The organism is Hymenobacter sp. HDW8 (genome assembly GCF_011305775.1).
GTDB lineage: Bacteria > Bacteroidota > Bacteroidia > Cytophagales > Hymenobacteraceae > Hymenobacter > Hymenobacter radiodurans.
Genome location: NZ_CP049907.1, coordinates 4,571,965 through 4,594,178 on the forward strand (window position 1 = coordinate 4,571,965; position 22,214 = coordinate 4,594,178).

22 protein-coding genes are annotated in these 22,214 nt (G+C 52.9%); 13 read left to right on the plus strand and 9 right to left on the minus strand.

Annotated features, from left to right (window positions below; all coding sequences use genetic code 11):
• Positions 1–13 precede the first annotated feature (13 nt).
• The 3 genes from G7064_RS19430 to G7064_RS19440 form a co-directional block, all read right to left on the minus strand.
• Complete coding sequence (locus G7064_RS19430) at positions 14–1,336, minus strand: cryptochrome/photolyase family protein (RefSeq protein WP_166074902.1); 1,323 nt, start codon at positions 1,334–1,336, stop codon at positions 14–16.
• A 34-nt stretch (positions 1,337–1,370) separates the two neighbouring features.
• Positions 1,371–2,087, minus strand: a complete 717-nt coding sequence (locus G7064_RS19435) for an SDR family NAD(P)-dependent oxidoreductase (protein WP_166074903.1) — start codon at positions 2,085–2,087, stop codon at positions 1,371–1,373.
• Between the two features lie 382 nt (positions 2,088–2,469).
• A complete protein-coding gene (locus G7064_RS19440) occupies positions 2,470–2,754 on the minus strand; it encodes a hypothetical protein (RefSeq protein WP_166074904.1) in 285 nt (94 codons plus the stop codon).
• Between the two features lie 242 nt (positions 2,755–2,996).
• On the opposite strand from G7064_RS19440, the gene G7064_RS19445 reads away from it, so the two are divergent.
• The 3 genes from G7064_RS19445 to G7064_RS19455 all read left to right on the plus strand — a co-directional run bounded on the left by G7064_RS19445 (position 2,997) and on the right by G7064_RS19455 (position 8,263).
• Complete coding sequence (locus G7064_RS19445; RefSeq protein ID WP_166074905.1) at positions 2,997–3,719, plus strand: head GIN domain-containing protein; 723 nt, start codon at positions 2,997–2,999, stop codon at positions 3,717–3,719.
• Between the two features lie 268 nt (positions 3,720–3,987).
• Positions 3,988–7,434, plus strand: coding sequence for a pyruvate carboxylase (locus G7064_RS19450; protein WP_166074906.1), 3,447 nt, complete (start codon positions 3,988–3,990; stop codon positions 7,432–7,434).
• 91 nt (positions 7,435–7,525) lie between these two features.
• Entirely contained in the window at positions 7,526–8,263 is a 738-nt protein-coding gene (locus G7064_RS19455) for a hypothetical protein (protein WP_166074907.1), read from the plus strand.
• A gap of 58 nt (positions 8,264–8,321) precedes the next feature.
• On the opposite strand, the gene G7064_RS19460 is transcribed toward G7064_RS19455, so the two are convergent.
• Complete coding sequence (locus tag G7064_RS19460) at positions 8,322–8,759, minus strand: META domain-containing protein (RefSeq protein ID WP_166074908.1); 438 nt, start codon at positions 8,757–8,759, stop codon at positions 8,322–8,324.
• 77 nt (positions 8,760–8,836) lie between these two features.
• On the opposite strand from G7064_RS19460, the gene G7064_RS19465 reads away from it, so the two are divergent.
• Positions 8,837–10,186, plus strand: coding sequence for a M20/M25/M40 family metallo-hydrolase (locus tag G7064_RS19465; protein WP_166074909.1), 1,350 nt, complete (start codon positions 8,837–8,839; stop codon positions 10,184–10,186).
• A gap of 85 nt (positions 10,187–10,271) precedes the next feature.
• Here G7064_RS19465 and G7064_RS19470 read toward each other — a convergent pair whose 3' ends face one another.
• A complete protein-coding gene (locus G7064_RS19470) occupies positions 10,272–11,141 on the minus strand; it encodes a transporter (RefSeq protein WP_166074910.1) in 870 nt (289 codons plus the stop codon).
• Between the two features lie 399 nt (positions 11,142–11,540).
• On the opposite strand from G7064_RS19470, the gene G7064_RS19475 reads away from it, so the two are divergent.
• Complete coding sequence (locus G7064_RS19475) at positions 11,541–12,617, plus strand: B12-binding domain-containing protein (RefSeq protein ID WP_166074911.1); 1,077 nt, start codon at positions 11,541–11,543, stop codon at positions 12,615–12,617.
• Positions 12,618–12,627: 10 nt separating this feature from the next.
• Here G7064_RS19475 and G7064_RS19480 read toward each other — a convergent pair whose 3' ends face one another.
• Positions 12,628–12,966: a tetratricopeptide repeat protein gene (locus G7064_RS19480; RefSeq protein WP_133273300.1), complete on the minus strand. Its 339-nt coding sequence runs from the start codon at positions 12,964–12,966 to the stop codon at positions 12,628–12,630.
• Between the two features lie 75 nt (positions 12,967–13,041).
• On the opposite strand from G7064_RS19480, the gene G7064_RS19485 reads away from it, so the two are divergent.
• The 4 genes from G7064_RS19485 (at position 13,042) to G7064_RS19500 (ending at position 16,240) form a co-directional block, all read left to right on the plus strand.
• A complete protein-coding gene (locus G7064_RS19485; protein WP_166074912.1) occupies positions 13,042–13,779 on the plus strand; it encodes an electron transfer flavoprotein subunit beta/FixA family protein in 738 nt (245 codons plus the stop codon).
• A gap of 110 nt (positions 13,780–13,889) precedes the next feature.
• The gene (locus tag G7064_RS19490; protein ID WP_133273298.1) at positions 13,890–14,867 is read left to right on the plus strand and encodes an electron transfer flavoprotein subunit alpha/FixB family protein; all 978 of its coding nucleotides are present in this window, start codon (positions 13,890–13,892) and stop codon (positions 14,865–14,867) included.
• Between the two features lie 117 nt (positions 14,868–14,984).
• On the plus strand, positions 14,985–15,611 hold the full coding sequence (locus tag G7064_RS19495; protein ID WP_133273297.1) for a bifunctional nuclease family protein: 627 nt from the start codon (positions 14,985–14,987) through the stop codon (positions 15,609–15,611).
• Between the two features lie 35 nt (positions 15,612–15,646).
• Positions 15,647–16,240 (plus strand): YfiT family bacillithiol transferase, encoded by a 594-nt coding sequence (locus G7064_RS19500; protein WP_240935608.1) that lies wholly within the window; start codon positions 15,647–15,649, stop codon positions 16,238–16,240.
• Between the two features lie 60 nt (positions 16,241–16,300).
• Here the strand turns inward: G7064_RS19500 and G7064_RS19505 are convergent, their stop codons facing one another.
• Together G7064_RS19505 and G7064_RS19510 are read right to left on the minus strand one after the other, a co-directional pair.
• Positions 16,301–17,110 carry an ABC transporter ATP-binding protein gene (locus G7064_RS19505; RefSeq protein ID WP_133273295.1) on the minus strand — a complete coding sequence of 270 codons (810 nt, stop codon included), beginning with the start codon at positions 17,108–17,110 and terminating at the stop codon, positions 16,301–16,303.
• Between the two features lie 105 nt (positions 17,111–17,215).
• A complete protein-coding gene (locus tag G7064_RS19510; protein WP_166074913.1) occupies positions 17,216–17,947 on the minus strand; it encodes an MlaE family ABC transporter permease in 732 nt (243 codons plus the stop codon).
• Positions 17,948–18,063: 116 nt separating this feature from the next.
• On the opposite strand from G7064_RS19510, the gene G7064_RS19515 reads away from it, so the two are divergent.
• Positions 18,064–18,690 carry an SDR family oxidoreductase gene (locus G7064_RS19515; protein ID WP_317172788.1) on the plus strand — a complete coding sequence of 209 codons (627 nt, stop codon included), beginning with the start codon at positions 18,064–18,066 and terminating at the stop codon, positions 18,688–18,690.
• A 106-nt stretch (positions 18,691–18,796) separates the two neighbouring features.
• On the opposite strand, the gene G7064_RS19520 is transcribed toward G7064_RS19515, so the two are convergent.
• Positions 18,797–19,510: a GIN domain-containing protein gene (locus G7064_RS19520; RefSeq protein WP_240935899.1), complete on the minus strand. Its 714-nt coding sequence runs from the start codon at positions 19,508–19,510 to the stop codon at positions 18,797–18,799.
• A gap of 87 nt (positions 19,511–19,597) precedes the next feature.
• Here G7064_RS19520 and G7064_RS19525 point away from each other — a divergent pair, with 87 nt between their 5' ends.
• From G7064_RS19525 to gldF, 3 genes are all read left to right on the plus strand, one after another.
• On the plus strand, positions 19,598–20,293 hold the full coding sequence (locus G7064_RS19525) for an SDR family oxidoreductase (protein ID WP_166074915.1): 696 nt from the start codon (positions 19,598–19,600) through the stop codon (positions 20,291–20,293).
• Between the two features lie 108 nt (positions 20,294–20,401).
• Positions 20,402–21,310 (plus strand): gliding motility-associated ABC transporter ATP-binding subunit GldA, encoded by a 909-nt coding sequence (gene gldA, locus G7064_RS19530; RefSeq protein WP_133273291.1) that lies wholly within the window; start codon positions 20,402–20,404, stop codon positions 21,308–21,310.
• A 133-nt stretch (positions 21,311–21,443) separates the two neighbouring features.
• Entirely contained in the window at positions 21,444–22,169 is a 726-nt protein-coding gene (gldF, locus tag G7064_RS19535; protein WP_166074916.1) for a gliding motility-associated ABC transporter permease subunit GldF, read from the plus strand.
• Positions 22,170–22,214: the final 45 nt, after the last annotated feature.

Here is a 22,214-nt window from a genome sequence, read left to right on the forward strand (position 1 = left end):
GCATTTCGCTCGCTTATTCTGCCTGTCGGTAAGCCGCGCGCAGCGTTTCGATGGCCCGCTCGCGCGCAAACTTGTGATCTACAATTGGTTTGGGATAATCACAGGTGCCAAACTCGGGTATCCACTGCCACACGTAAGCAAACGTAGGGTCGTATTGTTCCTGCTGACTTTGGGGGCTGTATACCCGAAACCACGGGGCAGCCGTGGCCCCGGTGCCGGCCATCCATTGCCAGTTGCCCACGTTCTGCGACATATCATAGTCGAGCAGCTTATCAGCAAAATACCGGTCGCCCCAGCGCCAATCGATGAGCAGATGCTTCACCAGAAAGCCCGCAGCGGCAATACGGGCGCGGTTGGGCATGTAGCCAGTGGCGTTCAACTCCCGCATACCTGCATCAACAAGCGGGTAGCCGGTGCGGCCTTCGCACCAGGCAGCAAACTCCTGTTCGTTGTTGCGATACGGCACGCGGCGCAGCTTCGGGTCGTAGCTCTCAGTGGCGGTGAAGGGATAATGCCAGAGCAGCATCATAAAGAAGTCGCGCCAAATTAATTCGGATAGCAGCTTGGGGTTCAGCTCTTTGGCTTGGCGCATTACCTCGCGCACGCTCAGGGTGCCGAAGCGCAGGTGCACCGAACGCCTAGTGCTGCTATTCACCAAGCCGGGCTGGTTGCGGGTTAGGTGGTAGTTGCGAACCAGAGCCTCATCCGGCAATTCGGCGGCTGGCACAAACTGTTCAAAATGCTCGAACCCCATTTCTTGCAGCGTTGGCCGGGCTGGCGCATCAGGCAGCCGATATAAGTTCTCAGGGCGAAATAAATCGGCGGACGGATACGCGTGCAAGTGCTCATCGCGCAAGGCGGCCAACCAGGCTTTTTGATAAGAGCCGAATACTTTGGGTACTGTACCCGACTTAGTCAGAATCTCGCTTTTGGCAAAAATTACTTGATCCTTAAACGCGTGAAAATCAGCCCCGTGCTGCTGGCAGATTGCCGCTACGGCCGAATCGCGCTCTTTCGCGTAGGGTTCGTAGTCTTCATTCGTATACACGGCCGCGACTTCGTGCTGACTCAACAGTTGCTCAAATACTTCCAGCGGCCGACCATAAATAGCCAGAAAATTGCCCGCCGCCGCCTCTGTCTGCGCCGCAAGACGCTCTACTTGCTGATAAATAAACGTGACCCGCGCGTCGCGGCGGCTGGGGAGCAGATCCAGAATCTCGCGGTCATAAATAAACAGCGGCACCACTGGATAGCCACTTTGTAATGCGGCGGCCAGGCCCGCATTATCATGCAAGCGAATGTCGCGCCGATGCCAGAAAAGCGTGATTTTAGCCATAGTATAAAGGTTGCCTAACGTGAATCTGGCTATTTTACTTCAACCGACCCATGCCGCCATCAACGGGCATCACTTGACCGGTAATAAAGCTGCTGTGGTCAGAAAGCAGAAAGGAAGCCATGTACGCCAAATCTTCGGGCTGCCCGATGCGCTGTAACGGGTGGCGCTTGGCTCCGCCTTCGGCTTTTTCGGGGGTATTCAATAATAGCGCAGCCAGGGGCGTGTTGGTTAGCGATGGGGCTACCGCATTCACGCGAATGTTTTGGGGGGCAAATTCGGCGGCCAGCGCACGAGTTAAGCCTTCCAGCGCGGCTTTAGCGGTGGCAATGCTGGCGTGAAAGCTCATGCCCGTAGTGGCGGCTACCGTACTAAAGAGGATTACCGAAGCGCCATCCGCTTTTTTTAGCCGTTTCATGAGTGGTTGCAACAGCTGCACAGCACCCATTACATTCAACTCGAAATCACTGCGAAAATCATCCAGCGGAATTCGCTCAAATGGGCGCAGTTTGATGCTGCCGGGGCAATACACAAAGCCCTGCAAGGTATCGGGTAGGGCATCGAAGGCGGTGGGCGCGATGGGCTGCGTGGCGTCTAGCGCGAGGTGCGTGGTCTGCAACTCGGCTAGCTCGGGCGAAAGGTGGCGCGAAGCAGTAAACAATTGGGCACCAAGACCATGCAACAGCTTGGCCGTAGCCAGCCCGATGCCCGATGAGGCCCCGACAATGAGAATGTTTTTTTGGGCAAAATCCATGAAGGTAGTTCAGGTGAGAAGGGTTACTTCACAACTGAACCAAGCGGCCAAGGTTTGCGCGAGGTGAAACTACGGCTGCCCAAGATGCCAGTAATCGGAGTAAAGGCAGCAGCCTATTACTAAATCAGGCCGGCAGAAGCGCACCTTCTGCCGGCCTGAATAACATAGCGCCTAACAATTAATCCACTAACAATCAGTAGGTAAAATAAGGGACTTAAGTAAACTCAGTTGTCTGTGCGAAAAGTCAAGCGTGGAATTAGCGAGTTCGTCGCATCATAAAGACGAAGTGTATTGCCTTCTTGCTTGTAGGTAGTAATTTGAGGTAGTGCTGCCAGATAACGCCCTCCGATTACTGGGCTTGAGCAACTGCCGGCCTTCACCGTTAGCTGCGTGATATTGAGCGTATTGGTGGCCGCATTAAGCGAAAATTGCCCCCAATCTCGTCGCAGGCTGACAAGCCTTCTATCCGGTTGCCAGAAGCGACAAACTGGATATAGGATTCTCTATCCTGGAAAAAGCTGGAAACCTCAATGGGCGTTTCGCCTACGTCTGTTAATCGCCAGCGCCTATTCAGTAATTCGGCGTTGACGTCTGAATCTTCAACGCAGCTGCCGAGCATGAGCGCGGCTGTTAACCACAAAAAAGAGCGGGTCAAGGCTTGTACCATATAGCGAAAGTTGTGAGTAGTCTGTAGAGGGGAGGCACGTCCAAGGCAAATGGTTGCAAGCCGTTGGGAGCGAAAGTGAAAAATATTTGTCCCCCAGGAGCCAACATGCTGATTGTAAATACTATTACCGATTTTTTGTATCTGATTTCAGCAGCTAAATGAGTATATTATCTGCACTTTAGGCAACCCTTCGTGTGATACAGGCATCTACCTCAACAACTCTCAAATACTTATTCTACTCTATGAAAACCTCGACTCATTTCAAGGCACTCTTCCTACTGTTAGTTGCGTGTACGCTCCAATTTTGTGTGCAAGCCCAAACAAAGCAAACCCGCCGAACAGGCAACTTCGAAGCCGTGAGCGCCAGTGGCGCGGTGAATGTGTTTCTGCGCCAGGGCAGCGCTACGAGCGTGGTAGTGGAGGCATCAGAGGAAATCCAGAAATACCTGAAAACGGAGGTGCAGAACGGCACCCTGAAAATATACCGCGACCGTGATTTCAACTGGCGTGACTTGGTGGGCAGCAGCAAAGAGAATAGCGTGAATATTTATATCACCTGCCCCACACTCAAAGGAATTTCTGTGAGCGGGGCATCTGCAGTGAAGGGCCAGTCAGCTTTTACCACGAACGACTTTAAGATACAAGCCAGCGGAGCCAGCGATATAACCCTCAGCCTCACAGCGAAAAGCCTAGATGTAAACTGTTCTGGTGCCAGCGATGTGAAGCTTTCCGGTCAGGCCGATCGGCAGAAAGTGAACGTCAGCGGCGGTAGTGAGTACCAAGCATATGCGTTGCAATCCAGAGGCGCGCAGATAACGGCATCGGGTGCTAGTGAGGCTCAGGTGAATATCGATGGAGAACTTTCCTCCACCGCTTCAGGTGCCAGCGACATTCGCTACAAAGGCAATGCGCGCGTAGTAAGCAGCCGTGCCAGCGGTGCCAGCTCCGTACGAGCCGCTCGCTAGACCGGCTGAAATTACTTCCAATCAAATCCCCTGGTTAGCCAATAAAGGCTAACCAGGGGATTTTTGCATGAAGCAGGACACTACCGGGGGGCTTTTTTAGGAATGCTTCCTACCTTGAGTAGCAGCCTTTACGTCGGAATAACCAAAGGAGTCGATATTGCGAATAAGGCTCAGTTAGCAAAAATTCGCTGACTACGTGTGGCGCTTGTTGCGCATTTGCCTAGCTTCGTCCCGATTCGTTCTCCGCTTCTCCCTCATCTCCTGAACTATGAATATTAAAAAGCTACTCGTTGCCAACCGTGGCGAAATTGCTATCCGCGTGCTGCGTGCCGCCACCGAACTGGGAATCCCAACGGTGGCCGTGTACACGTACGAGGATCGGTATTCGCTGCACCGCTACAAGGCGGATGAGGCCTATCAGATCGGTCGCGACGATGAGCCGCTGAAGCCTTATCTGGACATCGAAGCCATTCTGCGTACTGCTAAGGAGAATGGAGCCGATGCAATTCATCCCGGCTATGGGTTTCTGGCTGAAAATGCTACGCTAGCCCGGCGCTGCCAAGAGGAAGGCGTCATTTTCGTGGGGCCGCGGCCGGAAGTAATGGAAGCCTTGGGCGACAAAGTAGCCGCTAAGCGTGTGGCATTGCAGTGCCAAGTGCCCATTATTGAAAGCAGCGAAGCCGATTTGGTTGATCTGGAAGTTGCTCTGAATGAGGCGCATCGTATTGGCTACCCCGTCATGCTCAAGGCAGCTTCGGGCGGCGGCGGACGAGGAATGCGCGTCATTCGGACGGATGAAGAATTGGAAAGAGGATTCTTTGAGGCCCGTAACGAGGCCCTAAAAGCCTTTGGCGATGACACTGTGTTCTTGGAGAAGTTCGTGGAGCGGCCTAAGCACATAGAGGTACAGCTGGTAGCCGACAACCACGGCAACATTGTGCATCTCTACGAGCGCGACTGCTCGGTGCAGCGCCGTTTTCAGAAGGTAGTCGAAATTGCTCCCGCTTTGGATCTGGCTGATCATCAGCGGCATTTGCTGTACGAGTACGCGCTGCGTCTGGGCCGGGCCGTGAATTATAACAACGTAGGCACGGTAGAATTTTTGGTAAACCCCGAGCAGGACCGCATCTACTTCATTGAGGTAAATCCGCGTATTCAGGTGGAGCACACCGTAACGGAGATGATTACCGGTATCGACCTGATCAAAACGCAGATCTACATTGCCGCCGGCTACAACCTCTCCTCGCCTGAGATAGGGCTGGAGCCGGGGGGCAAACCAATGCGCACGGGCTTCGCTATTCAGTGCCGCATCACCACTGAAGACCCCGAAAACGACTTTAAACCCGATTACGGTACTATTGTGGCCTACCGCTCGGCCGGCGGCTTTGGTATTCGTCTCGACCAGGGTTCGGTGTACCAAGGTGTGAAAGTGTCGCCCTTCTTCGATTCGCTGCTGGTGAAAGTGTCGGCCCATGCGCCTACGCTGGAAGGAGCGGCCCAGAAAATGGCGCGTACGCTGGATGAATTCCGTATTCGAGGGGTACGAACCAACATTCAGTTTCTGCAAAATATCATTGCCAACCCGGAGTTTGTAAGCGGCAAGGCCAATGTGGACTTTATCAAAGACCACCCCGAGCTATTTCAGTACAAGCCCCGCCAAGACCGTGGCACTAAAGTGCTGGCCTACATCGGCGATGTGGTGGTAAACGGCAACCCCGACGTTAAAAATCTGATGGACCCCGCGCGGGATCTGCGCAAACCCAAAATTCCGGCCGCTAATACCACCGAACCCCACCAGCCCGGCACTAAGAACAAACTGACCGAATTAGGCCCCGAAGCATTTGCCCAGTGGCTGCGGGCCGATAAGCCCATCCATTATTGCGACACGACGTTTCGTGATGCGCATCAGAGCCTTCTGGCGACCCGTATGCGCACCTTCGATTTGCTGAAGGTAGCGGAGCGCTACGCCAAAATGCACCCTCAAACCTTCTCAATGGAAGTGTGGGGTGGCGCGACGTTCGATGTGGCGCTACGTTTTCTGCACGAAGACCCGTGGGAGCGGTTGGCTAAAATCAGGACCGCAGTACCGAATATTTTGCTCCAGATGCTCATTCGGGGGGCGAATGGGGTGGGCTACAAAGCTTATCCCGATAACCTCACCGAGCGATTTGTGCAGCAGGCCTGGGAAACGGGCGTGGACATCTTCCGCATCTTTGATTCCCTGAACTGGATGCCGGGCATGGAGTCGTGTATTGGCTTTGTACGCAACAAAACCCAGGGATTGGCCGAGGCTAGCATTTGCTACACCGGCGACATTCTGGACCCCAAGCGCGCCAAGTACAACCTTGATTACTACTTGCGCTTGGCTAAGCAAATCGAAGACGCCGGCGCTCATATTCTCTGCATTAAGGACATGGCTGGCCTACTAAAGCCTTATGCCGCCACTGAGCTTATTCAGGGTCTTCGGTCTACCATTAGCTTGCCCATTCATCTACATACCCACGATACATCGTCCTTACAAGCAGCTACTTACCTCAAGGCGATTGAGGCCGATGTTGATGTAATTGATGTAGCCCTAGGCTCATTATCCGGTCTTACTTCCCAGCCCAACTTCAACTCTATTGTGGAAATGCTGCGTGGTACGCCTCGCCATCGGGAGTTCGATCAGCGGAGCCTGAACGAGTTTTCGAACTACTGGGAAACGGTGCGTGAGTACTACTATCCGTTTGAGTCGGGCTTGAAAGCAGGCACGTCAGAAGTATTTCAGCACGAGATTCCTGGGGGGCAATATTCGAACTTGCGGCCCCAGGCGGCGGCGTTGGGCCTAGGCGATAAGTTTGAACAAGTGAAGCAAACGTTCGCCGACGTAAATCAGCTGTTTGGCGACATCGTGAAAGTAACCCCTTCGTCGAAAGTAGTTGGCGATATGGCGCTCTTTATGGTGACCAACAACCTAACCACGCAGGACGTGCTGGAAAAAGGGGAAAGCCTGTCATTCCCTGAGTCGGTGCAGAGCCTGTTTCGGGGCGACATCGGGCAGCCGGAAGGGGGCTGGCCAGCAGAGTTGCAAAAGCTTATTCTCAAGGATGAGAAGCCCTTCACCGACCGGCCTAATGAGCACCTCGCACCCATTGATTTTGATAAAGAATGGGCCGCGTTTCAAACGAAATTTGGCCCCCAGACCAAGTTTACCGATCTGCTCTCTTATCTGCTGTACCCCAAAGTATTTGAGCAGTATTGGGCACACGTGCAGCAGTTCGGCGATGTGTCGCTGATCCCGACGCGTGTGTTTTTCTACGGCCTCAAACCCGGAGAAGAAACCATTATTGATATTGCCCGCGGCAAGTCGGTGATTGTGAAGCTGCGCTCGGTGGGCAACGTGAATGACGACGGCAACCGCACCGTGTTCTTCTCCTTCAACGGCCAGACCCGCAATCTGGAAGTGCGCGACCGCTCGGTGGAAGTGAAAACGGTGCGTAACCAAAAAACGGATAAGTCGAACCCGCGGCAGATTGGTGCGCCCTTGCAGGGAATGCTTTCCAAAGTGCTGGTGAAAGATGGCGAAACGGTGAAGCGCAACACGCCGCTCTTCATTATCGAAGCCATGAAGATGGAAACCACCATCACCGCCCCCGAAGACACTACCGTGCAAAGCCTGCACCTGGGCGAAGGAACCTTAGTAAACGCTGATGACCTTATACTTACGCTGAGCTAATCTTGTGTTTACAGCGCGTAGTCTGACTTTTAATCTGAAAATGAATATATTTTCGGAGCAATACTGCTGATTATTCAACTTCAATCTCTAAATGAGACGCTTTCAACTATTTATTGTTATCGCCAGCGCCTTGGTGAGTCTGCAAGCTACCGCCCAAAGTGCAGTGATCAACTCGGGCAATGCAGCCCAGGAAAATATTAAGAACCTGGTTGAGGGCTCAGCCTTTGTTCGATTCGATAATCGCTACGAGGGAGTACGGGGTACTCCTTACTTGATTCCTAGCTGGCTTCCGGGCAGCGTCCAACTCGCGTCCAAGGTGCCATTACCGGAGCTAAAACTGAAGTATGATGCCAATCAGCGTTTGCTGTTATTGCTTCGTAATGCTAAGGACTCCATATACCTGGATATGAACAGGATAGAGTCATTTGTTCTGAACGACCCGACCAAAACGCAGCCGCGAGCTTTCAAGCGCTTCTATGACGCGCCTGATCCGGCAATGCGCCGGGAGTATTTTGAAGTACTGGTGCCGGGCAACTACAGCCTTCTCAAGCTTCAGCGCAAAACGCTGCAAAAAGCTAGCTTCGCGGGCGCGTACAGCGCCGACCGGCGCTATGATGAGCTGGTTGACCAAACCGACTACTTCGTCCGTACGGCTGATGGTCGGTTGCAACCTCTCAAGCTGAATGCAAAAGCGTTGACGGCTGCTTTACCCGAACACTCGGCCCAAATTCAGGCAGAGCTTAAAAAGCGCCCGGCTCTTCGCACCGAAGCCGATTTTGTGGCTTTCATGCCCTGGCTAAATTCGTTACCCGCACTGCCCGCCAAGTAGGTCGTGCTATAGGCGCACAAAAAGCCCCCCAACGTAATTGGGGGGCTTTTTTGTGCGCCTATCTTAGATAAACGGCCTCAAAAATTGCCAGTGGCTCCTCACTTGTGCCTGCGTAAAGGCGTAGGGTATTGCCTTTTATTTGAAAGCGTGAGGCTTCTTGAAGCGCTTTTAAATAGTCGGTTTCTACTTGTTGTCGGGCTTCGCAGAACATTCTGGTCGAGCCAATATTCAAGAGGCGCAGCGAAGCATTTGTAGGCTGTTCGAAGCGGCCGAAATAACGGTTGCAGCCCGCGTAGCCAGCTATCTGGTCGGTAGTGGCGTTGAATTGCAGATAGATTTCCTGACTATTCTCGGGCGTGGTGATGGGGGTAGCACCTAGAGTTCGGAGTACCCAGCGCGTATTGCGCAGGCTGGCATCGGGGGTAGTGTCTTTCGCAGTTTTGCAGGCGCTAAAAAGAAAAACAGGGAGCAAAAACAGAAGCAAGCGGAGCGACATAGGAATAACGGTAAGTGAAAAGGTAAGCTAAAGGGAATTAGTGGTTTTGTGATGAGGCAAAATTCCTACCTTGAGCCATGAAAAAACTCGTCCTGATCATTGGATTGGCCTGTATAGGACAATTAGCTGAAGCACAAAAGAAAATAATTAAGCAAGCAAACGTTGAGCGCGTCATCCGCACCTTGGCGGCCGATGACATGCAGGGGCGAGCCGCTGGTAAGCCGGGCGGGTTACAGGCAGCTAAATTCTTGGCTGCTGAGTTTGAACGGATTGGGCTGGAGAAGATGCCAGGTCTTACCACCTACGAGCAGGTGTTTCCGGCGTACGAAGTACAGGTAGTTGCTAGTAGTGTAACACTTAATGGCTCGGCGGTAGCGCCCGAAAACGTGCTACCCGTATCGGGGCTGCCTACCCTTAGTTGGACCAGTGAAGATGCCGCGCCGCCGCGCGTGATTGTTATTGGCCCCCAGGATAATGTGCGCCAACAGATGGGCGCTTTGCTGCAGCCTACTGCTAACACCCTGGTGCTGGTCGATCCGGCACACGCGCAGCGTTTCAAGCAATTATCTGGCTATCTGAGTCATGGCGGTATGCAGGGTGAGCAGCCGAAACCTTTTGCCAGCGTCTTTGTGCTGGCTGCCGCCCCGGCCGCTCCCGTAAAATTTGCTGCTACGGCCACCACTACCATCAAAACGGTGGAGCTGCGCAATGTAGTAGGAGTGCTACCCGGACAGGCAGAGGACAAAGCTCGCGCAGCCGAAATGGTAGTGTTCTCAGCTCACTATGACCACATTGGCATATTGCCTGCCGTAGCCGGCGACTCCATTGCCAATGGAGCCGACGATGACGCCAGCGGTACGACGGCGGTGGTTGCTTTGGCAGAGTACTTCAAAAACAACAAGCTGGAGGTCGGCAAGAAGAAAAAGAAAAATCAGCGGACGCTGGTATTCGTGGCTTTCACGGCAGAGGAAATTGGAGGCTTCGGCTCTAAATATTTTTCCCAGCAGATTGATCCACAGAAAGTTGTGGCCATGTTTAATATCGAAATGATTGGTAAGGAAGCCAAATTTGGCCCCCAAACCGCTTTCATCACTGGCTACGAGCGCTCTGACTTTGGCAAGCTGCTTCAGCAAAAGCTGGAAGGCACGCCCTTCCGCTTCGAGCCAGACCCTTACCCCGAGCAAAACCTTTTTTACCGCTCCGATAATGCGACGCTAGCGCGTTTAGGCGTGCCGGCCCACACCATCAGCAGCGACCAGATTCCGACGGATAAGCTGTATCATTCGGTAGATGACGAAGTAGAAAGCTTGAACTTGACCAACATGACCGCCATTATTTCGGCCATTGCGCGTAGTGCTACCGGAATAATCGGCGGCGAGCAAACACCCACTCGCATTGAGCCCGCCAGTGTAGGTCAGCGTCCGTAGCCCTTGGGTTTGTCTGAAAAAACGGCCGCCCCGATACTAAATAAGTATTGGGGCGGCCGTTTCATGTTAAACGAATACTAGGTTACTATTTGGGAAGGCGTACGCTAAAGCCAGCCCCTACAGATAAGCCCTCGGCTTCGCGGGTGAAGCCTTGGCCAGCATTCAGGTCGAAGCGGAGGTTGGGCAGCGGCCGCCAGTAAACACCGGCCGTAGCCCCAGGCGCCAGCTTTGAATCGCGCTGCCAAGTGGTATAAGTTTCAGCAAAGAAACCAAAATTGCCCCCCAAGGGTCCATTCAAAGCCAGCGTGCCAAGGTAGGTGCCTAATTTTGTGTCGGCGGCCCGGAAGCCACGCTGGCGAAAGCCGAGGTTAGCTTCCAGGCCGTAGCGCTGCCCCAACTGTTGCGATACTAGTAAACGGGCTCCGGGCTCCAGTACTTTATTTGGGAAAGACGCATTGCCGTTGCGTAGCGTCAACTCCCCCAAAAGCACCACTTGGGAGCGGGCATTGGGCACGGTAGAAGCGAGAAATTTGGCACCTACGGTCAGAGGCATAAATCCACCAGGAAGCGATGCAGAAGGCAGTGGGACTTCAAAATCGTTGCCCGTGACCCTTGCTGATGCGGCGGCGAGTTTGTCGGTGGGGTGGAGGTAGCCCTGCGTCAGGCGCAGCTCAATATGACTAGGCAAGCCAATACGCAGCGTAGCCCCGGACAGCGTACGATTCGGGCCAAAACCTGTAGTGGTGGCCGGCTCAAAGCGGTTGGTGCCCGCATCTATCTGCACTTGGCCCAAGGGTACCATGTTGGTCGTGATGGTGCGGCCGGGCCTATCAGGACGGATGTTGCGCACGAACGGCGCATCGGCGTTGAGAGTAGGATCGGTAGTCTGGGCCAGCAGATTGGCTGGAGTAGCTAAAAAAAGCCCCCCAATAAGCCATAAAGAGGTTTTGGACATGGTCCCTCTGACACAGATTGGCCAGAGAAAGTTCAGTACCAACCAGATAACAACACGGTCTGTACTCTCAAAAAAGTACTGCTGACTTGCTTGCCTTAGGCGATATAACTGAATAAAAGCCCCCGAACGGCTTTAACAGGGGTTTTGCCAAAAGCAGGCAACTATTAATTTTGTAATGGGGGCACTGCTCAGCCACTGAATCTTGTACGAGGAGCTTTTTGTCGTTATATGGCAGGTAAAAACGCATTCTGCGAAACCACCCGGCGCGGTTCAGAGTACAAAGACCGGATAGAGTAAGCTACGCCTTTTACTCACAGAATGTATTCTATGTAAAACAGATAGCTGTTGATACAATAAGCTGTGTAGCAGTGTTATGGGGGCAGCAATGGGTATACAGTAATGAATGTAAAACAGCAACGTACAGCCGAAAGCATTTATCAACAGGCCGAGAATATAACTGGGGAGGCTGCGACGCTCTACTGTCAGCTAGCACCCGGTATAAATTACTGCGAAGGCGATGAGGAAGGTCGGAGAGCGCTGGAGCAGGAGATGCAAAGCCATCTGACGGCGCTCGCCAATGCCATCCTAATGAACAGTGCGGGCTTATTTGAAACGCATCTGTTTCATTCCCGGCACCATCCACCCGATCCTGCCCACGATCAAAGTCTGACACAGCAGTTAGCAGCCCTGAAGCAGGTGCTTGCCCAACGGCTGCCCATCACAGAGTATATTGCCGCAGCAGGCTATCTGAGTGCCGCTTTTAAAGAATTAGAGCACCCGCTGGTTGAAAAGGCCCCTTCGACGCCCGCCGTCTCGCTTCAGGAAACTCCGCTTAAAGACTTAGCTGATGCCTATCTAGCGCATTTATTAGCTGGGCAGCGTACGGAAGCTATTAGCTTACTCAGAAAAGAAGCGAAGGACGGGATTGATGTCCGGCTGCTCTATGAGCATGTATTTATGCCTGTGCAGTGGGAGGTGGGCTCGCGCTGGCACAAAGGGCAAATTACTGTAGCGCAAGAGCATTATTGCACCGCCGCTACGGAGTTGGCTATGGCCATGCTACACCCATATCTGCAAGCTGGCACACCCAATGGCTTCCGTTTTGTGGCTACCACGGTGTCCGGCGATTTGCATAGCATGCCGGTGCGAATGGTATCCGATTTTCTAGAACTTGATGGCTGGACGCCCTACTTTTTAGGTGCGAACACGCCGACTGATGGCATTTGGAAAGCAGTTGTTGGGTTTAAAGCCGATTTGCTAGTCATTGGTGCTTCTATGGCTCACCACGTGGGCATACTACGCCAACTTATTGACGCCAAAAAAAATACGATAGGTGCCAGCAACGTGTTTGTGTTAGTAGGAGGGGAGCCATTCAACGCCGACCCAACGCTGTGGCGCTCCATCGGGGCCGATGCCTTTGCTCCCAATGCCCGTATAGCGGTGGAAGCAGCTCGCGCGCTCATGCAAAAAAAATAAACCAGTCATTTTACTCGTCTTCGTAGTCTAAGCCGAGCAATTGGTTGAGAGCCTGTTGCAATTCGCTGGCCGCGTGCATCTGCCCGGCTTTGCGGCTCACCTGCAAGCCTTGACGGTAAACTTTTTCAGCCTCTTCCGGCTTTTCTAATTGCTCCAGCAACTTGCCTGCGTGGTAGTATGTGCCCACGTAGTCAGGGTGTTCATCCAGTAGCGTTTGATAATATTTCATAGCCACTAGCGGCTCCGTAGACCTATATTCAGTGGCCAGTGCGTAGATCGTAAATGCGTCGTTGGGGTCATCGGCGTAGAAGGCTAGGAGTTGCTGTAAACGGCTGGGTGAGGTTTCCATAGGGCAGGAGTTTTCTGTATCTTCGCCCGAAATTAGGGGCTTTCCCGTAGTTATTTGTCCATATAAGCACCTTCGATGAAGTTTCTCGTTTGTATCAGCAACGTGCCCGACACGACCACCAAAATCGCCTTCACTCCTGATAATAAGGAGCTCAACAAGGCTGGGGTGCAGTTTGTAATTAATCCTTGGGATGAATATGCCCTTACCCGCGCCATTGAGTTAAAGGAAAAACTGGGGGGCAATGTGACGGTGCTCAACGTAGGCGAAGCCGATACGGAACCCAATATTCGCAAGGCTCTGGCCATTGGTGCCGACGACGCTATTCGTGTTAATGCCAAGCCCACCGACGCCTATTTCGTGGCCCAGCAAATTGCGGCGGCCGCCAAAGAAGGTGGTTACGACCTCATTCTGATGGGCAAGGAAAGCATAGATTATAATGGTTTTCAAGTACATGGCATGGTTGGCGAGCTGCTCGGCATCCCAACAGTAGCACCGGCCATCAAGCTTGATGTAGAAGGTAATACGGCTACGCTGGAGCGTGAGATTGAAGGTGGCAAAGAAATAGTGGAGGTGGCTACGCCTTTCGTTGTTTCGTGTCAGGAGCCCATGTGTGAGCCCCGCATTCCTAACATGCGCGGTATCATGACGGCCCGGACCAAGCCCTTGAAAGTAGTAGAGCCAACCGGCGAAGCTCCCCGCACCCAGGTTACCGAGTACGCTTTGCCCCCCAAGAAGCAGGGTGTCAAGCTTATCCCTGCCGAATCGGCCGGTGACCTGATTAAGCTGCTGCGCAACGAAGCCAAAGTAATATAATACAGGATTGAGATTAGAGAACCACGAAGCAGACATGAGATAAACGTCTGCTAATAAGCTTCTCTGGTAAACAACTCATTTCTTGTAGTTCACTTCTTATGTCTAAATAAATGTCTGTTCTAGTTGTAGTTGAGTGTGATAACGGCGAGGTCAAAAAATCCTCATTGGAAGTAGCTTCCTATGGCAGCCAGGTGGCTCAGATGCTTGGCACCACGGCTACGGCTGTCGCCGTGGGTGAGGCTACTGAAGCTAACCTTGCCGCTCTCGGCGAGCAGGGCATCAGCAAAGTTTTATACGACAACGATTCCCGTCTGAAGGATTTCGTAAACGGCGCCTATACCAAACTGATTGCCGCCGCGGCCCAGCAGGAAAGTGCGCAGATAATTGTATTAGCTAACTCCAACATCGGAGCGGCTGTCGGTTCGCGCCTGTCGGTGCGTCTGCAAGCGAGCTTGGCTACTAACGTAGTAGAGCTGCCCAAAACCGATGGGGGGCAATTTGTGGTGAAGCGTGGTGCTTTCTCCGGCAAAGCCTTCTCGGACGTTATTTTGAGTGGCGAGCGCAAAATTATTGCTGTGAAGAAGAACTCGATGGAGCCTCTGCACAATGCTGGCCAAACCGCAACGGTAGAGAACTTCTCCGCTCAGCTCACCGACGCCGACTTCTCCGATGCACCAAAGCAGGTGATCATGCAGGAGCAGGCTGGTGGTATTCTGCTCCCGGAAGCCGACAAAGTAGTGTCTGGCGGCCGGGGCATGAAAGGCCCAGAGAACTGGAATCTGATAGAAGACCTAGCCAAAGCTTTGGGCGCGGCTACTGCCTGCTCCAAGCCGGTATCTGATGTAGATTGGCGCCCTCACCATGAGCACGTGGGCCAAACGGGTATCACGGTGTCGCCGAACTTGTATATTGCCTGCGGTATTTCGGGAGCTATTCAGCATTTAGCTGGCGTAAACTCTTCGAAGGTTATTGTCGTCATCAACAAGGATCCAGAAGCGCCATTCTTTAAAGCGGCTGATTATGGTATCGTTGGCGACGTTTTCGACGTATTACCGAAATTAACTCAGGCCGTTAAAGAGTTGAATTAGTGCGTCGCTACATTAAGTTTTGATGGGTTGCTGCTATTGTTTTATTTAACGCACTAACTTATTGATTACTAGTTTAGTAAACGCAAATCGACACACCTAAAATCAGCTTAATCGCTTGTGAAGAAAATTCAGCTCGAAATTCTCGGCCTGTCATCCAGCCAATCCCAATCGGGTTCTTTCGCTCTTATCCTGGGCGAAAAAACAGGTAACCGCCGGTTGCCCATCATCATTGGCATGTTTGAGGCGCAGAGTATTGCGATTCAAATAGAAAAAATTAGCCCCAACCGTCCCCTGACGCATGACTTGTTCAAGTCGTTTGCGGAGCACGTGCATGTGGCCATCATTGAAGTGATGATATCGGATTTAAAGGAAGGCGTATTCTATTCCAAAATTGTGTGCTCCGATGGGGCCACAACCTTCGAAATCGACGCCCGCCCCAGCGATGCCATTGCTATCGGCCTGCGTTTCGGCGTGCCGATCTTCACTGTGGAAAGCGTGCTGAGCGAAGCCGGTATCATTCTAAGCGACCTCGATGAAAATGCCGAAGATGCTTCGGACGATGATGACGAGGACGACGATGATGACGATAACGGCGGTACGCCGGCCTCAACGCCAACCCCTCGCGACCCCAGTGGTCAGGTGTCGTTGGACGAGTTGACGAAGATGCTGGCCCAGGCTCTGGAAAAAGAAGACTACGAAAAGGCCGCCAAAATTCGCGATGAGCTAAATAAGCGCAACGGCTAAAATTTTGGTCGTTCTAGAAAGAAAGCCTTCCTTGTATGGAAGGCTTTTTTTGTGCCAAACATCTTTCACCCAACCAACTGAAAATGCCCCCCAGCCCCGATCTTCGTTATCCAATTGGGCAGCCCACGCTGCCGGCCGGTAAGCTTTCCGTTACGGAGCGAGCTGCTCTAATTCGACAGATTGAGCAACTGCCAGCCCAGCTTACGGCTGTAGCCCGCGAAATTGGTGGAGTGCGTTTGCAGGAGCCATACCGCCCCGGTGGCTGGACTGGTCGGCAGGTCATTCACCATCTGGCCGATTCACACATTAATAGCTATACGCGTTTCCGCTTGGCTCTCACGGAGGAAAGGCCCACCGTGAAGCCCTATGAAGAGCACGCCTGGGCCGAATTGCTCGACGTGGAAGCAACTCCTATCACCGTGTCGTTAACGCTGTTAGAGGCCTTACACACCCGCTGGACGGTGCTGCTGCATCATCTAACGGAGGCCCAATGGCAACGCACCTTTTATCATCCCGGCAACAATCGGGATTATACGCTCGATCAGGCGCTGGTGCTCTATGCCTGGCATGGACAGCACCACTTGGCTCACTTAACTGGCCTTCGTGACCACAAAGCCAATCTTGATTAAACGAAAAAAGCCCCCCAGAATAATTCTGGGGGGCTTTTTTATGTAGAATAAACAAATGTATCAGGCACTGGTAGACTCGCCTTCTGTAATGGCCGCGAGGCCTCCTTCCGATTCGTCGTCCACTTTTTTGGCGGCTCGCACCAAACTGCTGCTGAAGATAAACTCTTTCAGCTCCGGTACCTGTGCATTCAGAATTTCGTCTTTGGTACCATCCCACAGTTTTTGCCCTTTATGCAAAAAGATGATATGGTCGCCGATTTCCACCACGGAATTCATGTCGTGGGTGATGATAGCGGTGGTGATGTTGTACTCGTGCGTGATTTCGTGAATCAGCTCGTCAATCTTGAGACTGGTGAGTGGATCGAGGCCGGAATTGGGTTCGTCGCAGAATAGATAGGTGCAGTTGGGCGCAATGGCGCGGGCAATACCCACGCGCTTCTTCATGCCGCCGCTAATTTCTGCCGGCATTTTGTTGCCCGCATTCTCAAGACCTACGCGCTTCAGGCAAAACTCAACCCGGTCGCGACGTTCTTCTTTGGTCATTTCGGGGGTAAGCATTTTCAGGGGAAACTCAATGTTTTCGAACACCGTCATAGAGTCGAACAGCGCTGAGCCCTGAAACAGCATCCCAATTTTGCGCCGGATTTCCTGCCTGATCTGCACCTTGTTATTGGTGAACACGCTGCCGTCATAAGTGATGCTCCCGATGTCGGGCTGCATCAGGCCCACAATGCACTGTAACAGCACGCTTTTACCAGTGCCTGAACCACCCAGCAACAAATTGCACTTGCCCGTCTCAAACGTGCAGGTGATACCCTTCAGCACTTGGTTGCCATTAAAGGATTTCTGGACGTTATGAATTTCAATCATGGTACTAAATGGTTGAATGATTAAATGGGTGAAGGGTGAATGGCCAAATGGTTGCGTTCAGAAGTTGGAACTATCAGCCAGTTAACCACTCAGCCATTCAAGCATTTACAGAAGAAGCGCAGCTAACACGAAGTCAGCTAGCAGAATAGCGATGATAGAGTTATTAACGGCGCCGGTGCTGGCTGCTCCTACTTCCAGCGCCCCACCCGTGGTGAAGTAGCCTTTGTAAGAAGAAATAGCAGACACCAGAAAGGCAAATACTACCGACTTGATCAGGGCGAAAGTGATATTGTAAGGAATAAAATCACTCCGTAGTCCTTCGATATATTCCTGAGCTGAAATGGCACCGGTGAGAGTGCCGGCTAAGTAGCCCCCTAAAATGGAAAGAAGCATTGCCAAAATAACCAGCAGCGGAAACATAAGAATGGCTGCTACGATTCGCGGGAGCACTAAGTAAGAAGCAGAGTTGATGCCCATTACTTCTAGCGCTGCTACCTGCTCCGTGATACGCATGGTGCCTAAGCCGCCCGCGATGCTCGATCCCACTTTACCCGCAAGCACGATGCTGGTGATAGTGGGCGCAAGCTCCAGAATAGTCATTTCGCGCACCATAAAGCCGATGGTCGACTTCGGAATAAGCGGACTAACAAGGTTATACGAGATCTGGACGCACGTTACAGCTCCGATAAAAGCGCTGACGATAGCGACGATAAAAACAGAATTGAAGCCGATAATTACGGCCTCTTCAAGGGTGCGATTCCAGAGCGTTTTGATGCGCTCGGTCCGCGTGACCATACTTTGTAGAAAAAGCAGAAACTCGCCGAAGTTTTTGACCATAAAGCGGAAGGAGGAAGGGAGAAATACAGGAACTTGCAGAGCAAACAGCTACGCTTAGGAAATGCTCGGCCCGTGTTTGATAACCCTACGTAAAAACGAACTCAACAAGTAAAGGAATGCAAAAATATATCATTGTTACCGGCGGAACGAAGGGAATTGGGCGCGCTGTGGTCATGCGTTTTGCGCGGGCTGGTTTCGCGGTGGTTACCTGCGCCCGCTCAGCCGCCGATTTACTAACGCTAGCCGCTGATGTGGAGGAGGAACTTCCGGGCAGTGAGCTGTACACCTTAGCCGCCGACCTAAGCCAACCTGCTGATACCCGCCGCTTCACCGATTTCGTGCTGGCGCTGGGGGGCAAAATCGAGGTCCTAATTAATAACACGGGAGCATTTACTCCTGGTCGCCTTCAAGATGATGACCAAGAAGGCTCAGTGCTGCGGCATATGATTGACGTGAATCTATATAGCACCTACGATGTGACCCGCGCCTTGCTGCCCAGCTTATTGGCGCACGGTGGGGGGCATATTTTCACGATGTGCTCAGTGGCCAGTCTGCGGGCGTATCCCAGTGGCGGCGCCTACAGCGTAGCAAAGTTTGCCTTGCTTGGCCTGACAAAAGCGCTGCGCGAGGAGTTGAAAGAGCAGAATATCCGGGTGACGGCTGTGTTGCCGGGGGCTACGCTCACGGCTAGCTGGGAGGGTGCTGATTTGCCCCCGAGCGGTTTATTAAGGCGGAAGATGTAGCCGAAGCTATCTTTGGGGCTTACTCCTTGTCGCCCCAGGCGGTGGTGGAAGAACTCCTGATCCGGCCTCAGCTAGGCGATATTTAACCGGCGGCAAGAGTCGATAATTAATCGCGCTTTACTGCCTTGCCTTTGCCAGTTATCCGAATGTCGGTGGCAGCAGGATTACCGCTGTAGTAAAGAATGCCGGTGCCGGCGTGGCTGCCACCCACAATGTCGGAAGCCGAAACGTAGGCCGACCCGTCGCTGTTGCGGGTGAGCTCAAAAAAGCAGCGTTTGGTTTGGAGTTCGGTAGCGCGCAGGGAGCCTAGTCCGCCCACGGTTAGGCTCAGTTCGTCGGCGGCCCCGCGCAGACGTACATCACCTAACTCATACATATCCAAAAAGATAATGTCGCTGGTCAGGTCGAGGTCGTAGTCGCCGGCCCCCACGAGGTGAAAGAAAACGGTGCTGACGCGGAAGTTGCCAGCCGTGCGGATATTACCGGCGCCTAATAAGGCGACATCGCGGATGCTGGCTACGTGCAAAGTTACTTCGCGGGGCGTGTCGTAGCGGCGCACCCAGTTGCAGCGGCTCGTATTTCGTATGGTGAGGCGCCCATCTTCAACTTGAAGCTCAATGTCTTCCTGCAGGTTTTTGCCGGTGCGTACCTCGGCGTAGGGTTCATTCGCTGTGCTATCCTGAACCAGTATCACATCTACGTTGGTGTAGGTAACTAAGTCCTGAAAGGGTGGAAGCGCCCGCCGCTCCGTTACAACGCTGCCGGTACTCTTAAAACAATCGCCCTCATGATCCTTCGCGCAGCCCGCCAGCCCTGACATCACGAGGAACAGACTTACCCAACTGCGCAAAAGCCGCGGCAGGCAGCTAACTTGCAACCAACTATTCACTCGCAACATACCCAAACTATGGACCTGACCGGCAAGGTAGCTATTCTAACGGGCGTCAGCAAAGGGATTGGACTGGCTACTGCTCAGGCACTGCTGGCCCAAGGGGCAGTAGTGGCCGGCTGGGGCCGCACCCGCCCGACGAATTTGCGGCACGAGCGGTTTCATTTTTTTGAGTGCGATGTACGCAAGCAAGCTAGTGTGCAGGTTGCCTTTGCCAATACCATCAATCAACTTGGCTCCGAAGTGCATGTGCTCGTAAATAATGCCGGGCTGGGCATTGCTGGTCCCGTTGATGGCTTCTCGGCTGAAGACTGGCACACAATGTTCGATACAAATGTGCACGGTACATTTTATTGCTGCCAAGCTGTGCTGCCTGCCATGAAGCGTCAGCAAATCGGCCATATCGTGAACATCTCATCCATTGCCGGAACTACGGGCATCGAAAAAATGGCGGGTTACTGTGCGTCCAAATTTGCAGTGCGGGGCTTTTCGCAGTCGTTGTTTAAGGAAGTGCGCAACGATGGTATCAAAGTAACCTGCTTGTATCCGGGCTCGGTGCAAACGAATTTCTTCGATGATATACCCGGCACCGACGCCAACGAGCACATGATGCAGCCCCAGGATATTGCCGATACAATCATTTATGCGCTGCAAACGCCATTTAATTTCCACATTGTGGACTTGGAAATGCGGCCATTACAGCCTAAAAAGTAAACTTGTGGCGCGAAGCTCCAGCTCCGTGCTTCCTCGTCCAAACCTATCGTTGCATCCCATTTTGGGCTTCGCAAAGATGCCCGAAGCTGGAGCTTCGCGCTACATTCTATGGTTGAAATACAGCATCTGACCAAAAACTTCGGTACTCAAGCCGCTGTGAATGACATTTCATTCTCAGTGGGCAAGGGCGAGATTCTGGGTTTCCTGGGGCCGAACGGGGCCGGCAAGTCCACTACCATGAAGATTGCCACCGGCTATTTGCCCCCCAGCGCCGGTACCGTGCGCGTAGCCGGCCACGACGTGCTGACCGAACCCTTGGAAGTGCGCCGCCAGGTGGGGTATCTGCCTGAGCACAACCCGCTTTACCTGGATATGTACGTGCACGAGTACCTCGAATTTATTGGCTCTGTGCACGGACTGAAGGGTACTGACCGGCGCCGGCGCGTGGCTGCCATGGTAGATAGAGTAGGGCTCGGCCGGGAGCAGAACAAGCAGATAGGAGCTTTATCGAAAGGCTATCGGCAGCGGGTCGGCTTGGCGCAGGCGCTTATTCACGACCCCGGCGTACTCATTCTTGATGAGCCCACTACCGGCCTCGACCCCAACCAGATCGGCGAAATCCGCACGCTTATCCGGGAACTAGGTGAAGACAAAACTGTGATTTTCTCAACTCACATTCTTCCCGAAGTAACCGCCTTGTGCACTAGAGTAGTAATTATCAATAGGGGCCAACTTGTGGCCGACAGCTCCGTCAGCGAGTTAGGTGCCCGCGCTGCCGGCGATACGCTTATTCGTGCGGAGTTTGAGCAAGCCATCGATCCCGCTCCTTTGCGGGCTTTGCCAGGCATTACGAGCGTCGAAATTGCCCCCCAGAATATGTACCACATCCGGGCCAGCGCCGGAACTGACGTTCGGGGAGCAATTTCGCGCCTTGCGGCTCAGGAAGGTTGGGTGTTGCTGGGGCTGCGCCAAGAAGAGCAGTCGCTGGAGCAAGTATTTCAGAATCTGACTAAATAAAAACCAGCAGGCGGTCATGCAGAGGCGGAGCCGAAGCATCTCGCTCGCGGTCATTAGATTAGCAACTTCACTAAACACGCGAGATGCTTCGGCTCCGCCTCTGCATGACCGCCTGCTTTCATTAATTGACCCAATGTTTGCCATTCTTCGCAAAGAATTCAATGCCTTTCTAAGCTCACCAGTCGCCTACGTAGTGATGGGCGTTTTCTTGGTGGCTACCGGGCTGTTCGTGTGGGTATTTCCCGATAGTAGCGTGCTGGACTACGGCTACGCTGACCTGCAAACCCTGTTTAATATTGCTCCCTGGATCTTTCTTTTCCTGATTCCGGCTATCACCATGCGTACCTTTGCCGAGGAAAAAAAGGCAGGCACCATCGAACTTCTGCTCACTAGGCCACTTACCGATGGCCAGATTCTGGGGGGCAAATTTCTGGCTTGCCTGCTGCTGACCTTGCTGGCACTGCTACCTACGCTCCTATATTATTATTCGGTGTATCAGCTCGGAAATCCGGAAGGCAATATCGATTCGGCGGCTACGGTGGGCTCTTATCTGGGGCTGGCGCTATTGGCTGGGGTATTTGTGGCGATGGGTGTATTTGCTTCCGCCATTACCCGCGACCAGATCATTGCCTTCTTAGTGGCTGTGGTAGGTTGCTTTTTGGTGTACTCGGGCTTTGATTCCCTAGCATCCGTTTTCGAAGGAAGCCCTGCTTATTATATCAGCCAGCTCGGCATCGCGGCCCACTACCGCGATATCAGCAAAGGCCTAATCGACTCCCGCGACCTGACGTATTTTTTTAGCCTAATGGCCGTACTGCTTTTAGCCACCCGGCTAGTGCTGCAAAGCCGCAATTGGTAATCCTGCTTACATCTTGACCCTACCAAAAAGCTAAGATGGAAGCCC